The sequence below is a fragment of the Actinokineospora fastidiosa genome (genome assembly GCF_014648415.1).
GTDB classification, from domain to species: domain Bacteria; phylum Actinomycetota; class Actinomycetes; order Mycobacteriales; family Pseudonocardiaceae; genus Actinokineospora; species Actinokineospora fastidiosa.
Genome location: NZ_BMRB01000001.1, coordinates 41,406 through 64,254, shown reverse-complemented (window position 1 = coordinate 64,254; position 22,849 = coordinate 41,406). Strand labels below are relative to the sequence as shown.

At 73.6% G+C, this 22,849-nt stretch carries 13 protein-coding genes; 8 read left to right on the top strand and 5 right to left on the bottom strand.

The window, feature by feature from the left end:
• Positions 1-29: 29 nt before the first annotated feature.
• Positions 30-437: a hypothetical protein gene (locus tag IEY98_RS00250; protein WP_189208247.1), complete on the top strand. Its 408-nt coding sequence runs from the start codon at positions 30-32 to the stop codon at positions 435-437.
• Here the strand turns inward: IEY98_RS00250 and IEY98_RS00245 are convergent.
• Positions 434-1,579 (bottom strand): neutral zinc metallopeptidase, encoded by a 1,146-nt coding sequence (locus IEY98_RS00245; RefSeq protein ID WP_189208246.1) that lies wholly within the window; start codon positions 1,577-1,579, stop codon positions 434-436. The two genes, IEY98_RS00250 and IEY98_RS00245, sit on opposite strands and share 4 nt — an antisense overlap.
• A 130-nt stretch (positions 1,580-1,709) precedes the next feature.
• Here IEY98_RS00245 and IEY98_RS00240 point away from each other — a divergent pair, with 130 nt between their 5' ends.
• The 7 genes from IEY98_RS00240 to IEY98_RS00210 all read left to right on the top strand — a co-directional run bounded on the left by IEY98_RS00240 (position 1,710) and on the right by IEY98_RS00210 (position 14,274).
• Positions 1,710-3,413: a DUF2207 family protein gene (locus IEY98_RS00240; protein ID WP_189208245.1), complete on the top strand. Its 1,704-nt coding sequence runs from the start codon at positions 1,710-1,712 to the stop codon at positions 3,411-3,413.
• An 87-nt stretch (positions 3,414-3,500) separates the two neighbouring features.
• Positions 3,501-4,901, top strand: a complete 1,401-nt coding sequence (locus IEY98_RS00235; protein WP_189208244.1) for an LPXTG cell wall anchor domain-containing protein — start codon at positions 3,501-3,503, stop codon at positions 4,899-4,901.
• Positions 4,902-5,003: 102 nt separating this feature from the next.
• Positions 5,004-6,284 carry a M16 family metallopeptidase gene (locus IEY98_RS00230; RefSeq protein WP_189208243.1) on the top strand — a complete coding sequence of 427 codons (1,281 nt, stop codon included), beginning with the start codon at positions 5,004-5,006 and terminating at the stop codon, positions 6,282-6,284.
• A 33-nt stretch (positions 6,285-6,317) separates the two neighbouring features.
• The gene (locus IEY98_RS00225; protein ID WP_189208242.1) at positions 6,318-7,670 is read left to right on the top strand and encodes a M16 family metallopeptidase; all 1,353 of its coding nucleotides are present in this window, start codon (positions 6,318-6,320) and stop codon (positions 7,668-7,670) included.
• Positions 7,671-8,522: 852 nt separating this feature from the next.
• Positions 8,523-9,398, top strand: coding sequence for an NAD(+) diphosphatase (nudC, locus tag IEY98_RS00220; RefSeq protein WP_229786386.1), 876 nt, complete (start codon positions 8,523-8,525; stop codon positions 9,396-9,398).
• Positions 9,399-9,810: 412 nt separating this feature from the next.
• Positions 9,811-13,164, top strand: a complete 3,354-nt coding sequence (locus IEY98_RS33000; protein ID WP_268244556.1) for a fibronectin type III domain-containing protein — start codon at positions 9,811-9,813, stop codon at positions 13,162-13,164.
• A 174-nt stretch (positions 13,165-13,338) separates the two neighbouring features.
• The gene (locus tag IEY98_RS00210; RefSeq protein WP_189208239.1) at positions 13,339-14,274 is read left to right on the top strand and encodes a phosphotransferase; all 936 of its coding nucleotides are present in this window, start codon (positions 13,339-13,341) and stop codon (positions 14,272-14,274) included.
• On the opposite strand, the gene IEY98_RS00205 is transcribed toward IEY98_RS00210, so the two are convergent.
• From IEY98_RS00205 to IEY98_RS00190, 4 genes are read right to left on the bottom strand one after another with little or no spacing between them, the layout of a single operon-like run.
• Positions 14,261-15,964 (bottom strand): TIGR02679 domain-containing protein, encoded by a 1,704-nt coding sequence (locus tag IEY98_RS00205; protein ID WP_189208238.1) that lies wholly within the window; start codon positions 15,962-15,964, stop codon positions 14,261-14,263. The genes IEY98_RS00210 and IEY98_RS00205 overlap by 14 nt on opposite strands.
• Positions 15,954-20,024, bottom strand: a complete 4,071-nt coding sequence (locus IEY98_RS00200) for a TIGR02680 family protein (RefSeq protein ID WP_189208237.1) — start codon at positions 20,022-20,024, stop codon at positions 15,954-15,956. The genes IEY98_RS00205 and IEY98_RS00200 overlap by 11 nt, the downstream gene beginning before the upstream one ends.
• Positions 20,021-21,220 (bottom strand): TIGR02678 family protein, encoded by a 1,200-nt coding sequence (locus IEY98_RS00195; RefSeq protein ID WP_189208236.1) that lies wholly within the window; start codon positions 21,218-21,220, stop codon positions 20,021-20,023. The genes IEY98_RS00200 and IEY98_RS00195 overlap by 4 nt, the downstream gene beginning before the upstream one ends.
• On the bottom strand, positions 21,220-22,758 hold the full coding sequence (locus IEY98_RS00190) for a DUF2397 domain-containing protein (RefSeq protein ID WP_229786385.1): 1,539 nt from the start codon (positions 22,756-22,758) through the stop codon (positions 21,220-21,222). Before IEY98_RS00190 ends, IEY98_RS00195 begins: the two co-directional genes overlap by 1 nt.
• Positions 22,759-22,849 lie beyond the last annotated feature (91 nt).

Below are 22,849 nucleotides of genomic sequence, written 5' to 3'. Positions count from 1 at the left end.
GGACTTGCCCGGGGTGCGACGATCCGGGGGTGCGTGTGCCGCCGGTTCTGGGGACGCCTGCCGGGCAGGCGGGCGTCGTCGCGCTGATGAGCGTGCTGATGGCCGTGCTGTTGGCGTTGTTCGGCGCTTACGGCATGTGGTCGGTCGCCGCCGAGGCGTGGGAGACGACGGGGAAGGTCACCGTCGCGGTGTCGTGCGCCGACCCCGGGCGCGAGGAGGTCGAGTACGTGCGCGACGGCGCGCCCGTGCGCGCCGAACTCGACGCCTGCGGGCACCGCGAGGGCGAGGAGGTGGCGCTGTCGGTGGCCGACGGCGAGGTGCACCTGGGCAGCGCCCGAACCGGCGCCACGACGGACGCCCGCGTGGTGGGCGTCGCCCTCGCCGTGCTCGCGGGCATGGCGGGCGCCGGGTTCGTCGCGCTGTACCGCCGCGGCTAGGCCACGTGCTGGGAGTCCGCGGCCCAGGTGTTGCAGTAGTTGCCTCGGTTGTTGCGGTAGCCGTGCTCCTGCCAGGAGCCGTTGTTCTCCGGTGAGCCGTGGTCGCGCGGCAGGTTCGCGTTCCAGTCGCCGCGCTGGTAGCCGTCGGCGAGGAACTGGCGGACGATCTCGTCGGGCACGCCCGCGTCGCCGTTCCACGCCCCGGCGAACCACATCCCGCCCAGGCACGACGCCTGCAGCTCGGCGCGCCGGGACAGCTCCAGCCCGGCCGCGGTCTGGTCGCCCGCCTCGTACTTCGCCTCGTGGTAGGTCGGCAGGATGCCCGACAGCCACTGGATGTGGTGGCCGAACTCGTGGCCGAACAGGGCGAGGTAGTAGCCGGGCTGGTTGCCGTAGTCGCCGGTCTGCAGGCCCTCGAACGGCATGTAGATCGTGTTGTTGCGCGAGCAGTAGAACGCCGCCGCCGTCGCGCCGCTGGTGCTGCCGCAGGGGCTCTCCCAGCTGGTGCCGGACGGGAACTCCAGTCCGGGCGTCTCGTACGGCAGGCCCGCGCGCTCCATCGCGGGCGCCCACGCCTCCTCCATGCACGGCAGGACCCGGGTGAAGAACGCCTTGGCGGCCGCGGGGTCGCTCGGCCAGCCGCTGATGGCGCAGCTCGCGGCGTTGGTGCCGTTGTCGCCGTGCAGCGGGTTGTCGGCGAGCGTGTAGACCGGCTGCGGACCCGACGGCGTCTCGGTCGTCGTCGTGTAGTCCGTGGTCTCGGTGGTGGTCTCGGTCGTCGTGGTGGTCGACGTGTAGTCGTAGGACGTCGTCGACGGGTAGTCCGAGGCCGACGAGTACCCGGTGTACGACGGGTAGGTGGAGTACGTGGGGGAGGAGTAGCCGACGTCGTTGTAGTCGTCGTAGGCGTCGGCGATGCTGAACGCGCCGAACAGGCCAGCGGCCAGGATCAGCACGCCGACCAGCGACACCGCGGTGATCACGCCCGCGTTGGACTTGGGCGGCATCGGCGGCCGGTAGGCGGGCCACGGCTGCTGCGCGTAGCCGTACTGCGGCTGGCCGTAGGTCTGCTGTGGATGGTGCATGCCGGGCGGGAGCGGACGCGCGTACGGTGGGGGCGCCACCGGGCGCGGGGGCGGCATCGGCGGACGGTAGCCGCCGGGCGGCGGTTGCTGGTGCCAGGGTCCGTACGGCGGCTGCGTCATCGCTGAATCCCCCAAGTTGTCCGAGATCGCCGGTGAGCATAGGCGGGCTCGGCTATCGTTCGCTGCCGTGTTGACCAAATGGGGGATCGCCGCCGGTCTCGTAGTCGCCGGGATCACAATCGCGGGCCAGCCGACCTTCTCGCCGCCGCCGAACGCGCCGACCTTCGACTTCCCGCTGCCCACACCGGGGCAGCCCACGGGCGGGCCGATCATCGTGCCGCGGCCGCCGACCGGCGAGGTCCGCCCGACCCGGCCGCCCGGCGTCCCCGTCGTGCTGCCGCGCAGTGTCAACATCCAGCTCAAACTGGAGCGCGACGGCAGCGTGAGCGTGGTCGAGCAGGTCATCGTGCAGGCCAAGTCGACGATGACCCGCACGGCGCCGCTGCGCGTGGGCGACCGCGTCTTCACCGTCAGCGACCCGAAGGTCGACGGCAACGGCACCGCGTCGGTCACCGGCGACCAGCTGGTGATCAAGCTGGGCGAGGGCGCGTCAACCGTCTCGTACAAGCTGGACGGTGCCATCGCCGACCTCGGCGACCGGCTGCAGTTCCGCTGGCAGGTCGCCAGCGGCTGGGACACCAAGCTGGTGTTCCTGCGCGCCTCCCTGCTCACCCCCAAGCCCGGCTACGACTTCGTCTGCCTCGCGGGCGCGCCGAACACCGAGGAGCGCTGCGACTCCGCGGTCACCGACGCGGCGGGCATCCTGCGGGTGCTGCACTCCGATCTCGACACCGGCGCCCGGGTCGACGTCACGGCCACCCTGGACGCCGGGCTGGTGCCCGCGACGGCGAAGTTCGACAGCGGGGTCGCGGGCACGGGCCCGTTCGCGCTGACCCCGCTCAGCGGCGGCGGCCTCGGGCTGGTGCTGCTCCTGCTGATCGGCGGCTTCGCCGTGGTGCTGACCGCCCGCGGCCGCGACACCCGGGCGCTCGCCGCCGAGGGCGCGCCGGTCGACGTGCTCGTCGGCCAGGGCGAGCGGGTCGTCTTCGCCTCGCCGGACGGCATCCTGCCCGGCCAGGCGGGCACGGTCATCGACGAGCGGGTGGACCCGCGTGATCTCACCGCGACGGTGGTCGACCTCGCCGTGCGCAACTACCTGTGGATCACCGAGGCCGGACCGGACTGGCAGATCGTGCGGCGCAACGCGCCCGACGACGCGCTGACCGCCTACGAGCGCGCGGTGTACGACGCGCTGCTGCCCGAGGGGACCGACGCGGTGACCGTCTCGGCGCTGCGCTCGACCCCGCCGCGGGTGGCGGGCGCGCAGTCCGCGGTCTACGCCGACGCGGTGTCGCGCAGCTGGCTTTCCCGCAGGCCCGGCGGTCTGGGCAAGGTCGGGATCATCGGGGCGGCGGTCGCGGTCGTGGGCGCAGCGGTGACCGTCGCGCTCGCGCTGAGCGGCGGTCCCGCGCTGTTGGGCGTCGCGGTGGTCATCGGCGGTATCGGGCTGCTGCTGGGCGCGCGGCTGCTGCCCGCGCGGACCAAGCGCGGCGGCCTGCTGCTGCAGCAGGTCCGCGGACTGCACGGCTACCTGCGCGCGGCGCGGCCGGACCGCGTGCCCGTCGCCGACCGCGAGATGGTCTTCTCCCGCTCGCTGCCCTACGCGGTCGCCTTGGACGAGACCAAGCAGTGGTTGGAGCGCAACGCGCAGACCATGTCTGCGGGCCTGTACTGGTACGCCGCGCAGGAGCCGAGGTTCGACCCGCGCCGCTTCGCCGACCGGTTCCCGGCGCTGGTCGACGAGCTGGATGCGGTATTTGGCAAACGGTGACTGTTCCGTCCGGGTGAGTGTGGAGTCGTTATTGCCGGTCGGGGTACCGTGCGCGGGATTTCGCGTCACCCGATCAGGGAGGACTCGGTGCTCACCACCGTGACAAGGGCGGTCCTCGCCGCCGTGGCAGGCCTTACCCTGGCCGCCGCCTCGGCATCCGTCGCGTCCGCGCAGGAGAACCCGGAGGACGTGCCGCCGACCCTGGTCCGCGTGCTCGCCGACTGCGCCGCCGACGGGAAGACCGACGTCGAGGTCTACCTCGACGACCTCGGGCCGTACAAGGTCCTCCTGGAGGGATTCGGCGAGGAGGCGCAGGAGACCGCGCTGCACGAGGAGCACGAGGTCTACTGGCACGAGTTCACCGACGTCCCGGTGGGCGACTACGTCGTCCGGGTCGAGGGCGCCGACCTGCCGTCGGACGGCGTTCCGGTGCAGGTCAAGGCGTGCGACGACCGCAAGCCGTCCCAGCCGGGGCTGACCGTGGACGTGCAGTGCCAGGGCGGATGGGGCGTGGCCACCTTCGAGGTCGCCAACACCGAGGGGCAGACGCGCTCCTACACGCTGGAGATCACCGAGGAAGCGCAGCAGTACGAGGCGAAGGAGATCCTGCCCGGGCTGTTCGTGCGGATCACCGAGAACCTCTACGACGACGGCACCTACACCGCCGTCCTCAGCGGCGAGAGCCTGGACGAGCCGATCACCGAGGAGTTCACGGTCAAGTGCGCGCCGAAGGACGCGCCGACCGTCGTCGCCGACGCGCGCTGCGACGACAAGGAAGACGTGACCACGCCCGCCGTCGTCCGCGTGACGGTGGGCAACCCGAACCGGCACGACGCGGACTACACGATCACCGTCGGCGACGTCACCGAGACCGTCACCGTCGTGGGCGGCTGGCAGGAGACGGTCGACCTCGGCCCGTTCCCCGGCGGGGTGTACCCGATGACCGTGATCGGCTCCGACGGCTCGGAGACGCCCACGCACGTGCTGGTCGACTACTGCGAGGACGTCGTCGTCGACGATGACGGCCTGCAGGTCTCCGTGCGCTGTGTCGGCGAGGAGTCCGTGGTGACCGTCCGGTTCTTCCCGAGCCAGAGCAAGCGCGTGTTCAAGGTCGAGGGGCGGCCGGAGTTCGACGCCGTCGTCGCCCCCGACCGCGACGGGCGCTACGACTGGATGCGGCACGAGGGCATCGAGGACGGCGTCTACACCGCGGTCCTGCGCGGCCCCGGCGGCGAGACGCGCGAGCAGTTCACCGTCGACTGCGTCGAGGGCGGGCCGACCACCACCACGACGACGACCCCGCCGACCTCGGTGACCTCGGGTTCGCCGACCACGACCCCGTCCGGCCCGCCGCCGCAGGGCAGCCCCGGCCCGGTCGACGACCTGCCGGTCACCGGCGCGGCCGTCACCGGCATGGTCGTGCTCGGGCTGGCCGCGCTCGGCATGGGCGCGGGACTGGTCTTCGCCGCCCGCCGCAGGCGCGTCTGACATCGCTTCCGGGGACGCCCCGACCAGGGCGTCCCCGGAGTTGTCCACAGGCCGTCGAGTCGCTCTGCCTGCGACCCCCGCCGCTCCCGTAGGCTCGCTGGCGTGACCGTTTCCGAGAAGCTGCACCGCTACGCCCTGGCCAATGGCCTGCGGGTGGTCCTCGCGCCGGACCCGACCGCGCCGGTCGTCGGCGTGAGCGTGCACTACGACGTGGGCTTCCGCTCCGAGCCGGAGGGCAGGACCGGGTTCGCCCACCTCTTCGAGCACCTGATGTTCCAGGGCAGCGAGAGCCTGGAGAAGCTGGCGCACTTCCGGCACGTGCAGTCCTCCGGCGGCACGTTCAACGGCTCGACGCACCCGGACTACACCGACTACTTCGAGGTGCTGCCGTCGGCCGCGCTGGAGCGGGCGCTGTTCCTCGAGGCCGACCGCATGCGCGCGCCGAAGCTGACCGAGGAGAACCTCCGCAACCAGATCGACGTGGTCAAGGAGGAGATCCGGCTCAACGTGCTCAACCGGCCCTACGGCGGGTTCCCCTGGATCCTGCTGCCCCCGGTGCTCTACAAGACCTTCCCCAACGCCCACAACGGCTACGGCGGGTTCGAGGACCTGGAGGACGCCACCGTCGCCGACTGCGCGTCCTTCTTCGACACCTACTACGCACCGTCCAACGCGGTGCTCACCGTGGCGGGCGACTTCACCGTCGACAACGCCAAGGCGCTGATCGAGAAGCACTTCGGCGACGTGCCCGCCCGGCCCAGGCCCGCGCGCCCGTCCTTCGCCGAGCCGCCGCCCTCGGGCGAGCTGCGCGCCGACCACCCCGACGCGCTGGCCCCGCTGCCCGCGGTCGCGCTCGGCTATCGGGTGCCCGACCCGTCCACCGACATGGACGGCTACCTCGCGCACCTGGTGCTCGCGGGCGTCCTCACCGAGGGCGACGGCTCCCGGCTGCAGCAGCGGCTGGTCTACGGCGAGCGGCTGGTCACCGACGTCAACGCCGGGTGCGGCCTGTTCGGCCCGTTCGAGGCGCGCGACCCCGACACGTTCACCATCACCGCCGTCCACTCCGACGAGGTCGGCGTCGACCGCGTGCTCGGCGCGATCGACGAGGAGCTGGACCGGCTGGCGGGCACCCCGCCGGAGGCGCGCGAGCTGGCCAAGGTCACCGCGCGCTGGCAGGCCAGCCTCCACAAGGAGCACGACCGCATCGTCAGCCGCACCCTCGCGCTGGGCGCGTTCGAGCTGATGTTCGGCGACCCGACGATGATCGACCGGCTGCCCGAGCGGATCGCCTCGGTGTCGGCGGACGCGGTGTCGGCGGCGGCCAAGGCGCTGCGCCCGGACTCGCGCGCGGTGCTGACCGTGTCCCCGGCGGGTGCCTGAGATGACCATTCCCAGCTGTGCAGGAGGAGCCCAGTGACCCGTACCGCAGAGGAGATCGGGCGCACCGAGCTCGGCCCGCGTCCGCTGCCCCCGCTGGGGGAGCAGCGCCCGCCCGCGCGTCCGGCTGCGGTCGACACCGTGCTGGGCACCGGCCTGCGGGTGATCGCCGTGCAGCATCCGACCGTGCCGATGGTCGAGGTGCGGCTGTCCGTCCCGTTCGCGGGCGCCGACCCGCTGCACGCCGCGCGCGCCGAGGTGCTGGCCGCCGCGCTGCTGACGGGGACGGAGCGCCGCGACCGGGTCGCCATCGACACCGAGCTGGCCCTGGTGGGCGGTGAGATGTCGGCGTCGGCGGACCCCGAGCAGCTCTCCATCACCGCCAACTCCCTCGCCGACGGCTTCGACACCCTGCTCGACGTCCTCGCCGACCTGCTCACCGGCGCGGTCTACGCCGACGACGAGGTCGCGGGCGAGCGCGGCAGGCTCGTCGAGCGGATCACCGTCGCGGGCTCGCAGCCGCGGGTCATCGCCCGCAAGGCGCTGCAGAAGCACCGCTACGGCGACCACCCGTTCACCCGCGAGATGCCCGAGGCCGAGGACGTCGCCGGGATCGAGGCAGCTCAGGTCCGCGCCCTGCACGCCGACGCCGTCGTCCCGCGCGGCTCGGTCCTGGTCGTGGTGGGCGACCTGGCCCCCGATGACGTCGTCGCCCGCGTCGACGCCGCGCTCGGCGGCTGGTCGTCCGACCGCTCGGCCACCGTCCTGCCCCCGCTGCCGGAGCTGACCCCGGGCGCGCTGAAGCTGGTGCCCCGCCCCGGAGCCGTGCAGTCCCAGCTGCGGCTGTCCGCCCAGTCGATCCCCAGGACCGATCCCGGCTACGCCGCCCTGCAGCTGGCCAACCTCGCCTTCGGCGGCTTCTTCTCCTCCCGGCTGGTGGAAAACATCCGCGAGGACAAGGGCTACACCTACCACGCGCGGTCCTATTCGGAGTTCACCCCCAGCGGAGCCACCCTGCTGGTCGAGACCGACACCGCCAGCGCGGTGACCGCAGGCGCCCTGCACGAGATCCGCTACGAACTCGGCCGCCTGGTGCTGAGCCCGCCCACGGAGTCCGAAGTGGAGACGGTCCGCCAGTACGCCATCGGCCTGCTGCTGACCTCCACCGCGTCCCAGGCGGGCCTGGCCTCCCAGCTGTCCGGCCTGGCCCCCCTGGGCCTGGGCCTGGAGTGGCTGCTCGACCACCCGGAGCGGATCAAGGCCGTCACCGCCGACCAGGTGGCCGAGGCCGCCCGCCTCTTCGCCCCCACCCGCTTCACCGGCGTCGTGGTAGGCGACCCCGCAGGCTTCCCCGACCTGGAACTCCTGGGCGGCGTAACCCAATCCTGATTCGTTTACCCCCCAGCCCCTACGCACAGAAGGGATGTGGCGGTGACCCGCCCGTTCGACCTAGCGGACGTCCCCGCCCTCTCCCGCTCCACCCTGGAACGAGACGAATCCCTCCGCACCTCCCCCACCCACCTCGACGAACTGTGGTCCAAGGGCCAAGTCCTCCTCGTGGACCCCAAGGGCCGCACCCCAGTCCGAACACCACCCACCCCAACTCCACCCACCCCGCCCCTGACTGGCTCGACTCCACCCGACGCGGCCCCTGCTGGCTCGGCACCCGCTGGCTCGACTCCGGCCGAGGCGGCCTCGGCTGGCCCGGCTCCGGCGGACTCGGCTCCTGCGGGCTCGACTTCACCCGAACCCGGCTCGGCTCCGGCGGACCTGGCTCCGGCCGAGGCGGCCTCGGCTGGGTCGGCTCCGCCTGAATCGACTTCGGCTGGCTTGGCTTCGGCTGAGCCAGCTCCGGCAGGCTCGGCTCCGTCTGGCCCTGCCCCGGCTGGCTCGACCTCACCCGACGCGGGCCCGGCTGGGCCTGCTTCGGTCAACCCGGCTCCGGATGGCTCTGCTCCGGCCGATCCGGCTGGGGCTGGGGCGGCACCGCCCAGCCCGGCTCCGGCTGGCTCGGCTCCAGCCGACCCTGCCCGCGGCGGGGCGTCCGGCGCGGCGCTCGCGGGGGCGGCCGGTCCGGCTTCCGGTGGGGCGGGCCATCCCGCTCTCCCCGGGGCGGCCGACTCGTTGCCCGCTGGTGCTGTCCCGGTGCCCGGTGGGGAGCGTGGCCACGCTGCCGGTGGGTCGGCTGGCGCGGATTCCGTTGCGGCAGCGGATCCCGCTCTCGCCGGGGCCGCCAAGGCCTTGTCGCTTGGGCAGTCTCGGCCCTCGGTCGCGTCCGGACGGATCGGGGCGCCGCAGCGGGGTGTGGTGGCGTTGAGCCTGCGGCCGGCTGCCGACATCCAGGCCGACCGACCCGACGATGCCGTGTTGCTCGGCACGCTCGATGGCGTCGGGTACTGGGCCGTGCCTGCGGATGAGGCGATGACCGGGGAAGCCGTGCCCCCGCCCAACTCGTGGGGGCTCTGGCCGGGCGTCCGCTCGACCTCCGGTGAGGAGTGGCACGACCTGCGGGCCGTCGGCGGGCTCCTCGACGACACCGCCGCTGGCCTGTTCACCACCGCCGTCGCCCTGCGCGGGTGGCATGACCGCGCCAAGTTCTGTGCCTGCTGCGGGGCCGCGGTGCGGCGGATCGCGGCCGGATGGGCGTCGGAGTGCACCGGGTGTGGGCGCGAGGAGTACCCGCGCACCGACCCGGCCGTCATCTGTCTGGTGCACGACGGCGTCGGCGTCAACGGTGAGCGGGTGCTGTTGGCCCGCCAGCCGGTGTGGCCGCCGGAGCGGTACTCGGTGCTCGCCGGGTTCGTCGAGGCGGGGGAGTCGCTGGAGGCGTGCGTCGAGCGGGAGATCGCCGAGGAGGTCGGGGTCGCCGTGCGCGGCATCCGGTACCTCGGCAGCCAGCCGTGGCCGTTCCCGCGCTCGGTGATGATCGCCTTCGCCGCCGAGGCCGACCCGGACGCGCCGCTGTGCCTTGCCGACGGCGAGATCGAGGAAGCCCGCTGGGTGCCGCGCGAGGAGGTGCTGGCCGCGCTGGAGGCCGGGGGCGAGATCCCCGGCCTGCGGCTGCCGGGCGCCACCTCCATCGCCGGGCAGATGCTGGCGGGCTGGGCGCTGGCCTGACCGTTTCGGAACCGGGTCGTCACTGCCCGGAAATGCTCCGAAAAAGTTGCGCACCCCGTGATAAAACGATCTCCACCACATACTCAACCTGTGCTAATAACCGACTGGCGGACTAATCGGCAATTGCGCCGTCCGGCCTATTCGCCGACCCGCTGTCACTTGTCGTCCACAGCGCGTGCCTCTTCCCGCTGATGTTGCTCTGACCAGCCGATACGGGTGTCTCAACAGTGCAATCACCGTAGAGTGGAATTGGCTGTCCATGACAATTTCGCCGCCTGATCCACCGCCGGTATTCCCGGCTCTTGTGCCCCGGTGTCCCCGGTCGTTAATTTGGCGATCCGTAGCGTGTCCGTAACACGTATTTCGCCCCGACCCTATTTCTGGCGCGTGCTCGGCGCCAGGGAGGATGACCGTGAGACTCAAGAGAGAAACCCGGAGATTGGCGATCACCGCGGCGGGGACCGCCGCGCTGGTGGTCGCCGGTCTCGTGATCGGCTCGGGCATGAGCTCGGCCGCGCAGGGGGAGCTCACCCAGAGCTACTCGTGCCCCTTCCCGCTGATCGGCAACCAGACCGTCACCATCGACATCCGCACCGAGCAGCCCGACACCATCGCAGCGGGGGCCTTCACCCCGGCGCTGGACATCACGGCCGTCTCCAACGCGGGCGCCACCGCCACCCAGGGCCTGCGCCTCGTGGGCGCGGAGACCATCCAGGGCGTCGCGCGCGCCACCTCCACCGTCCGGGGTCCGGGCGGCCAGGGCGACCAGACCGTCCAGGTCACCACCCAGGTGCCCAACCAGCCCATCCCCGCCGTGGGCAACGACCTCGTCCTCAACGCCACCGGCAGCGCCCCGGGCCTTCGGTTCGACGAGCCCGGCAGCGCCTCGCTCGAAGTCACCGACATCGTGCTGGAGATGACGCCGCTGCGCGCCGACGGCACCCCCACCGACCTGGGCACCTTCGTCGCCGACTGCACGCCGACCGACGGCCAGGACACCGTCCTGCACACCTACCAGGTGACCGGCGCCGCCGTGACGCCCGAGGAGCCGCTGGGCGTGGGCAACACGCCGCCGCTGCGCCAGACCTACACCTGCCCGTTCCCGCTGATCGGCAACCAGAACGTCACCGTCGACATCAGCGCGGACCTGCCGACCGAGATCGCCGCGGGCACGTTCACCCCGGCGATCAACATCAGCGCCGTGTCCAACGCGGGCGCGACAGCCACCCAGGGTCTACGCCTGGTCGGCGCGGAAACGGTGGAAGGCAAGGCCGTCGCCACCTCGCTGGTGAAGTCGCCGCAGGGCCACCTCGCCGTCGCCGTGGGCACCGACGTGCCGAAGCAGACCATCCCCGCCGTGGGCAACGACCTGATCGTCAACGCCGCCGGGTCCGCTCCCGCGCTGCGCTTCGACGAGCCGGGCACCGCGACCCTGTCGGTGCACGACCTGGTGCTGACCATGACCCCGCGCCGGGCCGACGGCACCGAGACCGGCCTGGGCACCTTCGTCGCGGACTGCACGCCGACCGCGGGCCAGACCACCGTGCTGCACACCTTCACCGTGACCGCGCCCGCCGACACCGAGGCCCCCTCGGCCCCCGGCGCCCCGGCCGCCGGTGAGATCACCCAGAACAGCATCGCGCTGTCCTGGGCCGCCGCCACCGACAACGTCGGCGTCACCGGCTACGACGTGCGCTCCGGCGGCGCTGTCGTCAAGAGCGTGACCGGCACCGAGGCCGTCGTCGACGGCCTGGAGCCCGACTCCGAGCACACCTTCACCGTCGTGGCCAAGGACGCCGCGGGCAACACCTCCGCCGAGTCGGCGCCGGTCACCGCCCGCACGCTGGCGGCCCCGGACACCCAGGCCCCGACGGTCCCGGGCGCCCCGGTCGCGGCGAACATCGGCCAGACCAGCGTCGACCTGTCCTGGCCCGCCTCCAGCGACAACGTCGCGGTCACCGGCTACGACGTGCTGTCCGGCGGCTCCGTCGTCGCCAGCTCGACCGGCGCGTCGGCCACGGTCAGCGGCCTGACCGCCGACCGCGAGTACACCTTCACCGTGGTGGCCAAGGACGCCGCGGGCAACACCTCCGCCGAGAGCCCGGGCGTCACCGTGCGCACCCTGGCCGCGCCGGACACCGAGGCCCCGACCACGCCGGGCAACCTGCGCGCCACCGGCGCCTCGCAGGACAGCGTCGGCCTGGCCTGGGACGCGTCCTCGGACAACGTCGCCGTCACCGGCTACGTGGTGACCTACGGCTCCGAGTCGGTCGAGGTCGCGGAGACCTCGACCACGATCACCGGCCTGTCGGCCTCCACCGAGTACACCTTCACCGTCGTGGCGAAGGACGCCGCGGGCAACACCTCCGCCGCGGGCGGCCCGGTGACCGTGCGCACCGAGGACGTCCCGGACACCGAGGGCCCGACCCCGCCGTCCGGCCTGACCGTCACCGAGCGGACCCAGTCCAGCATCTCGCTGAGCTGGCAGGGCTCGATCGACAACGTGGGCGTCGCGGGCTACGAGGTGCTCTCCGGCGGCGACGTCGTCAAGAGCGTGACCGGCACGAGCGCCACTGTGGACGGTCTGCAGCCGGACACGGCGTACTCGTTCACCGTGGTCGCCAAGGACGCCGCGGGCAACACCTCCGCGGCCAGCAACCAGGTCGACACCCGCACCGAGCCCGCGCCCGACACGCAGGCGCCGGACGCGCCCGCCAACCTGCGCGCCGCGGACACCACCCCGACCAGCATCGCGCTGGCCTGGGACGCCGCGGACGACAACGTGGGCGTCACCGAGTACGAGGTCTTCCGGGGCGCCACGTCCCTGGGCACGGTGACCGGCACGTCGAAGCTGGTCGAGGGCCTCGAGCCCGACACCGAGTACACCTTCACGGTCGTGGCGCGCGACGCCGCGGGCAACACCTCCGCGGCGAGCGCCGCGCTGACCGCCCGCACCGCCAAGGCGCCGGACACGGTCGCGCCGTCCGCCCCGGGCAACCCGCGCTCGACGGGCGCCTCGCAGACCAGCATCACGCTGGCCTGGGACGTCGCGCAGGACAACGTCGGCGTGACCGGCTACGACGTCCTCAACGGCACCACCGTGGTGGCGTCGGTGACGGGCACCTCGGCGACGGTGGCGAACCTGACCCCCGACACCGAGTACACCTTCACCGTCGTGGCCAAGGACGCCGCGGGCAACGTCTCCGCCCCCTCGGCGACGGTCACCGCGCGCACCCAGCCGCGCGACTCGACCATCATCGAGTACGGCTACGACCTGACCGGCAAGACCAAGATCAAGGCGGCCAACGGCACGGTCAACCTCCGCGGCGGCATCGACGCCGAGCTCGACCTGGCGACCGGCACCTTCACCGCCGACCTGGCGCTGAACCCGACGAGCGGCAACTTCCGCATCTTCGGCTTCATCCCGGTCTCGGCGAAGATCGAGTTCGCGCAGGCGGACCGCACCACGGGCTCGCTGGCCGGTGGCGTGCTCAAGTCGACGTCGAAGGTCACCGTCAAGATGCCGCGCATCACGATGATGGGCTTCCCGATCAGCACGAGCGCGGACTGCCGGACGAAGACCCCGGCGACCATCCCGCTGCAGTCGAAGCCCAACTTCGACCCGCTGGCCGGTGGCACCCTGACGGGCACGTACACGCTCCCCGCCCTGCAGGGCTGTGGATCGATGAACAGCCTGATCAGCGCCCTGACCTCCGGTCCGGGCAACACCATCGAGGTCGCCCTGGCGCCGCGCCCCGTCGGCTGACCCTGAACCCCGGTTGACCGCGTGGCCCCGTCGCACCCAGCGGCGGGGCCACACGGTTGTCCACAGGTGCCTTCGGCGGGGCCGGGGCGTCAGTAGGCTGGCGAGTGGGTCGGCACCCTTCGTTCCGGTATATCCGGATGCCCCGAGCACGTCCACGATGCGACCATCGCCGTGATGGCCACGGCATCGGGCGTGCGGATCGGCTGGACACAGCTTCCAGTCCACGTTCGCCATGCCGTCGAGACGATCCTGGGCGACACCGTCGTCGAGGCCGTGTCGCAGGCGGGCGGATTCTCGCCGGGCACCGCGGACCGCGTGCGGACCGCCGGTGGCGTGCGCGCGTTCGTCAAGGCCGTCGGTTCGGCGTTGAACGAGCACAGCCCGAGCCTGCACCGCCGTGAGGCCCGGGTGACGTCGGCGATGCCGGGCTGGGCGCCCGTGCCCACCCTGCTCGGCCACCACGACGACGGCGACTGGGTGGCCCTGGTGTTCCAGGACATCGACGGCCGCCACCCGAGCACGCCCTGGCGCCCGGACGAACTACAAGAGGTCCTCACCGCCTTGGACGAGTTCGCCGCCAAGGCGACGCCTTCGCCCGTGCCGAACCTGGACACCGTCGCCACCCAACTGACCCATGACCTCACCAGTTGGCACCGCATAGCGGAGAACCCACCCGACGACCTCCACCCGTGGGCCGCCCGCCACCTGAGCACCCTCCGCACAGCCACCGACCGCGCGCTGGCCGCCCTAGACGGCGACACCCTCACCCACATGGACATCCGCGCCGACAACATCCTCATCGCCGACGCAGTGACCTTCGTGGACTGGCCATGGGCCTGCCGAGGACCGTCCTGGTTGGACAGCACGATGCTGCTGATCAACGTCTGCCTCTACGGCGCCCACGACGTCAGCGCGCTCCTCACCGAGCGGGCCGCAACCCACCGTGCGAACCGCGACGACCTGGTCGCCGTGCTAGCCGCCATGGCGGGCTTCTTCACCGACGCCGCGCGCCAGCCCCCACCCCCAGGACTCCCGACGGTCCGCGCCTTCCAACACGCCCAAGCGACAGCCCTGCTCGACTGGCTCAGCACCGACCTCACAGATCGCTGAGCAACAACTCCGTGACGACTTCCTCGGGAACCGCCCACCCCGCCCGCATAGCGGCCGGAAGGTCGGGATCCCACGGCGTCCCACCCGGATCACCATCGAGCGCCGGGAGCTCGATGTCGTTGGCCCGAGCGTGGTCCAGCGCTTCACGGTAGTCGTCCGCGCCCATGCGCCAGGGAGTAGCGCCCAGTGCGAGCAGTTCCCGCATGACCACCAGCCCCGCCGGATCGAAGTCGGTGTGCGCCTCCACCCGACACCCCGCTGCCACCAACCGCGACACCAACACCCGCGCGGTCGGGTTGAGCCTGCCGGAAACACACACCACCGGCACCTCCAACCCCGCGTCCGCGACCGCCTCCACCAACCGAGCCCGCATGCACACCCGCACGACCCCACGCGGAAGCCCAACCAAGCCCCACCCAGCGGGGACCGCAGAACCGGGAGACCCGCCAGTCGACGCCCGCTCGGCCGCATGGACCGCGACCGGCGAGGCGGGGGAGCTGCCATGGATGGCACCCGTCGACAACGCACCTTCCGGAGCGCGGGACGGGGCCGCCGGGTTGGGGGAGTCGTCGGGGCCGATACCGCTCGCCCAGGCGAGCGGGGCCGGGTTGGGGCCTGTGGGGCTCAGGGAGTGGTGGGCGCCGCCAGTTGAGGCGAGCGGTGCCGGATCGGAGGCGGACCGGTTGGACGTGTGGTCTTGACCAGGTTCCGTGGAAGGTGTGGGCCGGTCGGGTGGGGCCGAGTGGCCGGGGTCGCCGTGCGGGACCGCCTCGGCTGGTGGGTGGGGCAGGTTGCGCAGCGGCGAGGCGGTCTGGGCTGTGGCGTCCGCGATGCTCTCGTGAGCGGTGTTGCCGTGTGCAGTGCCCTCGTGAGTGGCGCCGTCGCGGGCGGTGCCGTCATGCACGTTGCCGTCACGCTCACTGTCGCCATGGGCGGCGCCGTTGGGGGCGTGCGGAAGGGCGCGTAGGGGGAGGTGGGTGGGGCCGGGTAGGCCGGGGAAGCCGTGCACCAGGACCGGCTGGCCCACCCCGTCGGTGATGCCGCAGCGTTCCCAGAGGTGGGTCTCGTCGCGGCGGGTGCGGGGGAGGGGGACGTCGTGGGCGAGGGCGGCGGCGCGGAGGACCAGGGTGGCGACCTTGCGGCCGGGGTCCAGGGCGTGGGGGTCGCCCGCGGCGCGGGCGACCTCGACTCGGGACAGCCAGGTGGTGGGGCGGGTGGGGCTCAGGTTCAGGCGGGCCAGCACGGCCGCCGCCTGGCGGGCGGGGGTCTCCAGGCGTTCGGGGGCGATCTTGGCGTAGCGGCGGACCTGGTCGATCCACGTCTGCGCCCAAGGGGCGGCGGCCAGGCCCCCTGAGGCCAGGGCGGACCGCAGCAGGTCGTCCGTCCACTCCCGGCGGGCGGCGTCGACCGATGCCTGGTCCGGGCGGAACTCCACCGGTTCGCCGTGCACGGCGCTCAGCACGTCCGGCAGTCCACAGTGGAAGACTGCCTGGACGCGCTCGTCTAGATCCGCGACGCGGATCGTCGTGCCGACCCCGAGTTCCAGCGTACGCCCGAACAGCGCCGAGACGGCGGCCGTCGCGGCGGGTGTGGATGGTTTGTAGCCCAGCTTGACCTGCCCGCGCTGCACCGCCTTGCGGGCCTGGCGCCACAGCGCCTCGTACTCGGGGCGGCGCGGGTCAGGGGTCATCTCGGTCCAATGACGCGCCGTCCCAGGTCGTGTGCGTGCACGCGACGCCGTGGCCGGACTTCGGGCGCAGCACGTCGTAGATGTGCATGCGCGGGATGCGGTCTGACACGCCCCAGCCGCTCGGCCAGGTGATCACCCAGTCCATGTCCAGATCCACCAGCAGCCCCAGCATGCGGGCGATCGTCGGGTCGTCCAGCCGCTCGAACGCCTCGTCCAGCAGCACCAGCCGCAGCGGCGACATCGCCGAGCCCGCGCTGATCGCCCCGTAGAACGCCGCCGCCGCCGCGAACAGCGTCACGTACGAGATCAACCGCGTCTCGCCCGAGGACAGCTGGCGCAACCGCCGCGACCGGGGCTTGCCGTCCGGCCCCGTGTCGCGCACCCGCACCGTGAACGCGTACCACGACCGGTAGTCCAGCGCCCGCGCCAGGATCTCCCCGAAGCCCGCCGACGCCGAGTCCCGCTCGGCCTCGATGCGCTCGGTGAACACCTGCTGCAACCGCGCGTCCTGCTCCGGCGTGCGCTGGGCGAACGGCGTGCGCAGCAGCCGCAGACCCTCCAGTGTGGACTCGTCGAGCCACGGCGCAGGCTGCCACTCCAGGCGCACGTGCACGCCCTGGCTGGACCGCGCCGTCTCCAGCACCTCGTTCATGCGCCGGGTCAGGTCCTCGGCGACGCCGATCTGCGCCGCCAGCCGCTCGGCCAGCTCCCGCACCAGGTGCAGGGCGAAGATCCCCTGGTAGCGCTCGGTGAGGAAGTCCCGCCGCTCGGCCAGGTCGGCCGCCACCCGCCGCGCGGCGACGGCGACCGGCGCGGGCCCGTCCTCGGCCGACACCACGACCGTCAGGATGCCCGCGTGCCGCTCAGGCGCGACGTTGTGCGTACCCGCCAGGGCCGCCTGTAGCGTCTGCAGCTTCGTCAGCACGGTGTCCTCGCCCGGCAGCCGCTTCGACGCCGCCACGGCCTCGGCCAGCACCGCGAAGGCGTCCAGATCGGACTCCGGCCGCTCCACGTCGACCGCCGCCGCCCACACCCCCGGCGCCGCCAGCGCCTCGCCGAACGCGCGCGCCGCCGCCGCGGCCGCCGCGGCCTTGCCGTCGATCTCGGCGGTCCGCGTCTCCAGCAGCGTCTGCGTCTTGACGACCTGGTTCGACACGTCGTTGGCCGCGCGCCGCGCAGCGGGCAGTTGCTCCCGCACGGCCTTGCGCTCCCGGTCCAGCTCCGCGAGCTGGCCCTGCACCCGCTCGGCCTCCCCGCCGACCGCCGAGGTCAGCTCGGCCAGCGCGGCGGCCTCGCGGTGGAACTCGACGCACTGCTCGTCGGCCACCGCCTCGGCGGACTCCCGGTCGGCGACCGCGGCGTGGTAGTCGTGCAGCGCGTCGGCGAGGTCGCGGACGGTCGCCGTGCACCGCCGTCCCAGCGCGTCGCGCAGGCTCGCGGCCAGGTCGCGCAGTCCCGCGGCCGAGCGGTGCGCGGCGCGCAGCGTCTCGGTGTCGGTGGCCAGCCCCGCCGCGCCCGCGTCCCGGGCCAGTTCGGCCTCGGCCGCCCTGATCCGGCCGTCGGCCGCGGTGTGGTCGGCCCGCCGCTGCTCGGCGCGCGCGGCGGCCTCCGCCGCCTGCCGGTGCGTCTCGTCCGCGCTGACCCGGGCCCCGATCAGCTCCCGGTCGTCGGGGAAGGCGTCGAGGTGGCCGTCCCACACGGCGACGGCGTCGGTGTGGGCGCGCAGCTCGGCCTCCGCCTCGGCCAACGCCGAGCGCAGCCGCTCCAGTTCGGCGGACAGCTCCGCGCCCGCCCGCTCGCGCGCAGCCGCCCGCGCCCCTGCGCCGACGTACTCGGCGTCCGGCTTGGCCGACGTCCCGTGCAGCACGCCCGCGCGCCACGTCCCGTCCGGCCACACGGTCAGGCCCTCGTGGTCGCCCCCGTACGACACCGACATCAGCAAAGCCGCCACGGTCTGCGCCGACACCGGCGAGTCCGGCTCCACCGCGGGCGCCAGCGCCGCCGCCAGCGGCTCGACCGCGGGACGCCCCGGCGCCGCGACGATCCCGTCCATGCTGCGCGCGGTCCCGTCGACGGTCACCCACGCCGTCAGCAGTCCGCTGGCCTGCAGCGCCGCCTCAAGCCCGGCCCGCTCGCCCTCGTCCAGCCCCGCGGTGAAGTCCACGAGCCGGTAGAACGGCGCGCCCGTCGACGGGTCGTGCTCGATGCCCGGCGGCACCGGGTCGACGCCCTTGCGCAGCTCGATCGTGCGCGCCTCGGCCGAGGCGATCGCGGCCTCCAGCGCGTCCACGCCCTGTCGTGCCGCCGCCGCGCGCTGCCGCAGCCCCGCGAGGTGCGGAGCCGCCCACTGGCGCATGGCGTCGCGGGCCGCGCGGGCCACGTCGGGGTCGGCGAGCACGTCGTCGGGGGTCGGCGGCATCGGCGGGCGCGGAGCGTGCTCGTCGGCGAACGGCCCGGCCTTGGTCCAGGCCAGCACCTGCTCGCACCACACCTCGGCGGCCACGCCGAAGCGCTGCCGGGCCTCGTTGCGCCGCCCCGCCGACTCCGTCGCCTCGATCTGCGCGTCGCGCGCTGCCGCCCGGCCAGCGTCCAGCGCCAGCCGGTCGCGGTCGAGCATCAGCGCCCGCTCGTGCAGGGTCATCGCCAACGCCGCCCGCTGCGCCACCACGCCGCCGACCTCGTCGGCGCGGGCCGCGGCCTCGGCCAGCGCGGTGGTCAGCGCGTCCGGCGCGACCGACGGCGGCTGCCTGCGCTGCACCTCCAGCGGCTCGGCCTCCGGGTCCGGCTTGGCGCGCACCCGGTCGACGACCGTCGTCGTGGTCGCCTCCGGCGCCGCGGGCACCGTCGGGCACAGCCGGGGGTCGAGGCCCGCGGCGGCCAGTCCGTCCGATGTGGACTCCGCGAGCGCGCTCGCATCGGCCAGGTCATCGCCGAGCCTGCGCAGCACGGTCAGCACGGTCTCCACCGCGCGGTCGGTGTGGTTGCGGCGCACGGCGGCGTTGTCCAGCGCGCTGCTGGCCGCCTCGCGGGTGCGCTCGACGAGCTTCTCCCGGTCCCGCAGGTCGCGCAGGCCCTGGTAGGCGGGCAACGCCTGGAGGGTCTCGATGGCCGACTCCAGCTCGGCCTCGCGCTCCTCCAGGACCCGGACCCGCTCCTCGGCCTCGGCGTGCCTCGCCTCGTCCTGCCCGGACCGCGCCGCCAGCTTGTCGATCTCGGCACGCGCGTTGTCCAGGGCGCGGCGCGCCGCGTTCGCGCGCTCACCGGCGGCGTGCAGAGCGTTGAGGGCGTAACCGGAGTAGCCGGTGAGGAACGCGCTCATCGCCGCGTCAGCCGTGCCGAGCCTGCCGATGTTCTCCCGGATCGACTCCAGGTCCTCGAACGAGGTCGCCAGCTGCTCGACCACGCCCGCCTCCAGCGGCGGCAGCGCGTCGGACAGGATCTGCTCCAGCTGCCCGTCCTGCACCTTCAGCCCGATGTCGGGGTTGCGCAGCGTGCGCTGCAGGTGCAGCAGGTCGCCGTAGCGGGCGGCCGGGACGCCGTAGACCTCCTCGGCGACGCGGGCGCGGAACCCGGCCTCGTCGTACATCCGGTCCGCGCCGAGCACGTCGCGCAGCGCGGCGGGCCCCAGCGGGACCCGGTCGGCGGAGACGAGCTGGAAGTGCGTGCCCACCCGCGACGGCGTGACGAAGCGCCACGAGTCGCTGATCGCCTGCGACGTCGCCGAGGCCTTGACGCCGATGCCGCAGGTCAGGAACTCCTCACCGGACCCGGACTCGCGGCGCAGCTCGATCCAGGCGTAGCCGATGCGGTTGGGGCCGCCGTCGTAGTCGTCGAGCATGAGGCGGCGGATCGACACCGTGCCCGCGCCCTTGGAGCCCAGGTAGCGCAGGTCGCCGTCGAGGCACAGCGGCAGCAGCAGTTCCAGCGTGCGGGACTTGCCGGAGCCGTTGGTGCCCTGGAACACCGCGCGCCCGCCGGAGAAGTCGAACGTCTGCTCCCGGTACTGCCAGATGTTGACGATCCCGCCCCGGTGCAGCCGCCACCGGCCGAAGTCGGTCACGGTGTTCCTTCCTCGTCGGTGTCGAACAGGGACCAGCCGGGTTCCGGGGCCGCCGGAGCCGGGTCGGGCACGCGGCCCGGGGTGTCGTCCGGCCGGGGCAGCCAGCGGTGCCCCGCCGGGCTGAGCAGCCAGCCGTCGCCGTCCGGCTCGGCCAGGCCGAGCCGGGTCAGCAGGTCGCCGACGTCGGACACCAGCGCGGCCATGTCCTCGGTGGCCTGCCGCGACCACGCCGAGGGGAAATCGTCCACCAGCCGGTCGCACACCACGCGCAGGCGCACCCGGGTCACCGGCACGCGGCCGTCCGGGCGGCGTCCGCCGTCGAGCAGCTCGGGAAGCGCGAGCAGCGCGATCCGCGCGACCGTTCCGGTTCCGGGGAAGACGACGTCGGTCAGGTACTCCTCCGGGTCGGTGACCGCCACGCCCTCGGCGCGGATCTCGGTGACCAGCCCGAAGCAGCGCTCCAGCAGCACCGACTCGCGGCGCTGGTTGCGCAGCAGCCAGTCGCGGTGCTCGGGCGGGAGGGCGCTGTGCAGGGTGACCGGGTACTCGACCAGCCTGCGGCGCACGGCGTGGTCCGGGGTCGCGGCGGCGCACGCCTGGGCGATCAGCTCCTCCCCGGACGCCGCCTCGGCGGGCCGACCGGCGAGCAGCTGGCCGAGCAGGTCCGTGTCGATGGTGATCAGCGCCTCCGCGCCCGCCACCGTGCCGTCGGTCTCGGTGATCACGCCCAGCGCGATCAGGTGCCGCAGGGCCGCGGTGAGCGCCCGCCGGTCGGCGAGGTCGTCGGCCACCGCCAGGCCCGCCTCGCTCCCGGCCGCGCGCACGTCGGCGACCAGCCGCGACAGCAGCACCTGCCGCCCGACGCCGGTCAGCGCGGCCATCACCAGGCATAGGTAGGCGTACGCCCGGGGCGTCATGCCCGGCTCGCCCCGGTGCGCCCCGGCGCCCGGGCCCGGCTTGTGCAGGCGCGCGAACCGGCGCTGCACGACCAGCCGGTACCCCAGCAGCGCGGCGAACATCTCCTGCAGCGGGACGCGGTAGCGGTAGACCAGTGGAAGCATGTCGCCGTCCGGACCGCCCGGCCGCAGCAGCGGATGGCGCAGCAGCACGCGCGCGCACCGGGCGACGTTCGCCGCATCGATGTCGGACAGCTCGCCCAGGACGGTGTCGAGCACGCGGGGACCGCGGGTGCGCATCACGCCCCCGCCCGGCTGATCGCCAGCGCGGTGTCGCGCAGGGTCAGCGCGCCGCCCTGGCTGCGGATGCGGGTGACCCGCCCGGGCGCCGGGGTGAGCGTGAGCGTCAGGCCGCGCACCTGGTCGGTGGCCTCGCCCGCGTCCTCCGCGCTCTCCCGCTGCGCCATCGCCAGCGTCAGCAGCTCGCACAACGCGCTCAGCGCCTGCTTGGACAGCACGGCCGCCTCGATGTCCCGCGCCGCCGCGGCGAGCTCGGCCGAGGCGGCCTCGCGCAGCTCGTCGGCGGCGCGGGCCTGGGCGAGCAGGCCCTGCTCGGTGATCGGGTCGTCCATGATCCGCGACGGCCGCCCGCGCGCGCCCCGGTCGCCGCGCCCGCGCACGCTCACCGACACCTCGATCGCCGGGCCGTCCGCCCAGGGCGTGTGCTCATCGTCGGCGTCGTGCTCGGGGGCGGGCAGCAGGTTGCGCGCGGAGTACAGGCCGAAAGCGGCGGCGTAGAGGTCGTGCGCGGTCCGGGCGTCCGCGGCGTCGAACCAGGCCGCGAGCCGCACCAGCTCACCGCGGCGGCTCGGCAGCAGGCCGCCGCCGGTCGTCGCCCTGCGCACGGTGGCCAGCAGCGCGCCGATCGCCCGCGTCGTGGCCTCGCGCAGCGCGGTGACCTGGCTGGGGTGGCCGGGGCGGTCGGCGAACCAGTCGGCCAGCTCCTGCCAGTCGGCCTCGGTGCGGCCGCGCGTGCGCTCCATCGTGGGGCTCAGCGGCTCGTCCGGGCTCAGCAGGCGCAACAGCTCACCGCGCGCGGGCTTCAGGGTCGCCAACGCGGTCGCGATCGCCGGGGTGTGCCGCAGCACGTCCTCGACGACGACCTGGATGTACTCGACCAGCAGGTTGCGGAACCCGGAGATCTCGTCGGGGGCCAGGTGGTTGCGGGTGAGGATCTGGCCGAGGTAGGCGTAGAAGTCGCGCACGGTCGCGGCGAGCTCGGCGTGCTGCAGGAACAACGTCGTCACCCGCTCGGCCAGCTGCTCCCTGGCCCGGCGCGCGGGCAGCGAGCGCGGATCGGCCTGGGCGCGGGCCGTGGCCACCGCCAGCGTCTCGCCGAGCTCGGCCAGCCCGCGCTCGATCGCGGGCAGCAGCTCGCGGGACACCTCGCGCGCGCCCTCGGGCACCCGCAGCAGCGCGTCGACGTCGCGCTGCACGCGCACGGCCAGCTTGCCGACCTGGTAGCGCATGCTGCCCTGCTGGAACTCGGCGATGCTCGACGCGATCGTCTCCCGACGGCCCAGCACGAGGTTGCCCCACTCGACCAGCTGCCGAAGCCGGGGGATCACCACGTCGATGTGCGACTCGCCGATATCGATGCGGCCCTCGCGCTCGGCGGAGGCCAGCGCCGCGGACACCTCGCCCGCCGACAGGTCGGCCAGCAGGGTCGAGGTGAACAGCCGCATGATCGCCAGATACGTCCGGTGATGCTCGCGTGGCTGCAGGTAGGCGTAGAGCTGGAGCCTGCGTTCGGGGTCGGTCTCCTGCTGTGGCTCCACGCCCGACGACGATAGTCCGACCGCCCGACACCCGCGCAGCCTGCCCGCGCCGCCGCGATACGGTTCCCTCTCCAGGGGGAACCACGGTCAG

Coding starts and splice junctions, on each gene's coding strand:
- IEY98_RS00245 (WP_189208246.1), bottom strand. CDS start 1,579: ATGCCGCCCCCGCGCCCGGTGGCGCCCCCACCGTACGCGCGTCCGCTC.
- IEY98_RS00210 (WP_189208239.1), top strand. CDS start 13,339: ATGGCCACGGCATCGGGCGTGCGGATCGGCTGGACACAGCTTCCAGTC.
- IEY98_RS00205 (WP_189208238.1), bottom strand. CDS start 15,964: ATGACCCCTGACCCGCGCCGCCCCGAGTACGAGGCGCTGTGGCGCCAG.
- IEY98_RS00195 (WP_189208236.1), bottom strand. CDS start 21,220: ATGCGCACCCGCGGTCCCCGCGTGCTCGACACCGTCCTGGGCGAGCTG.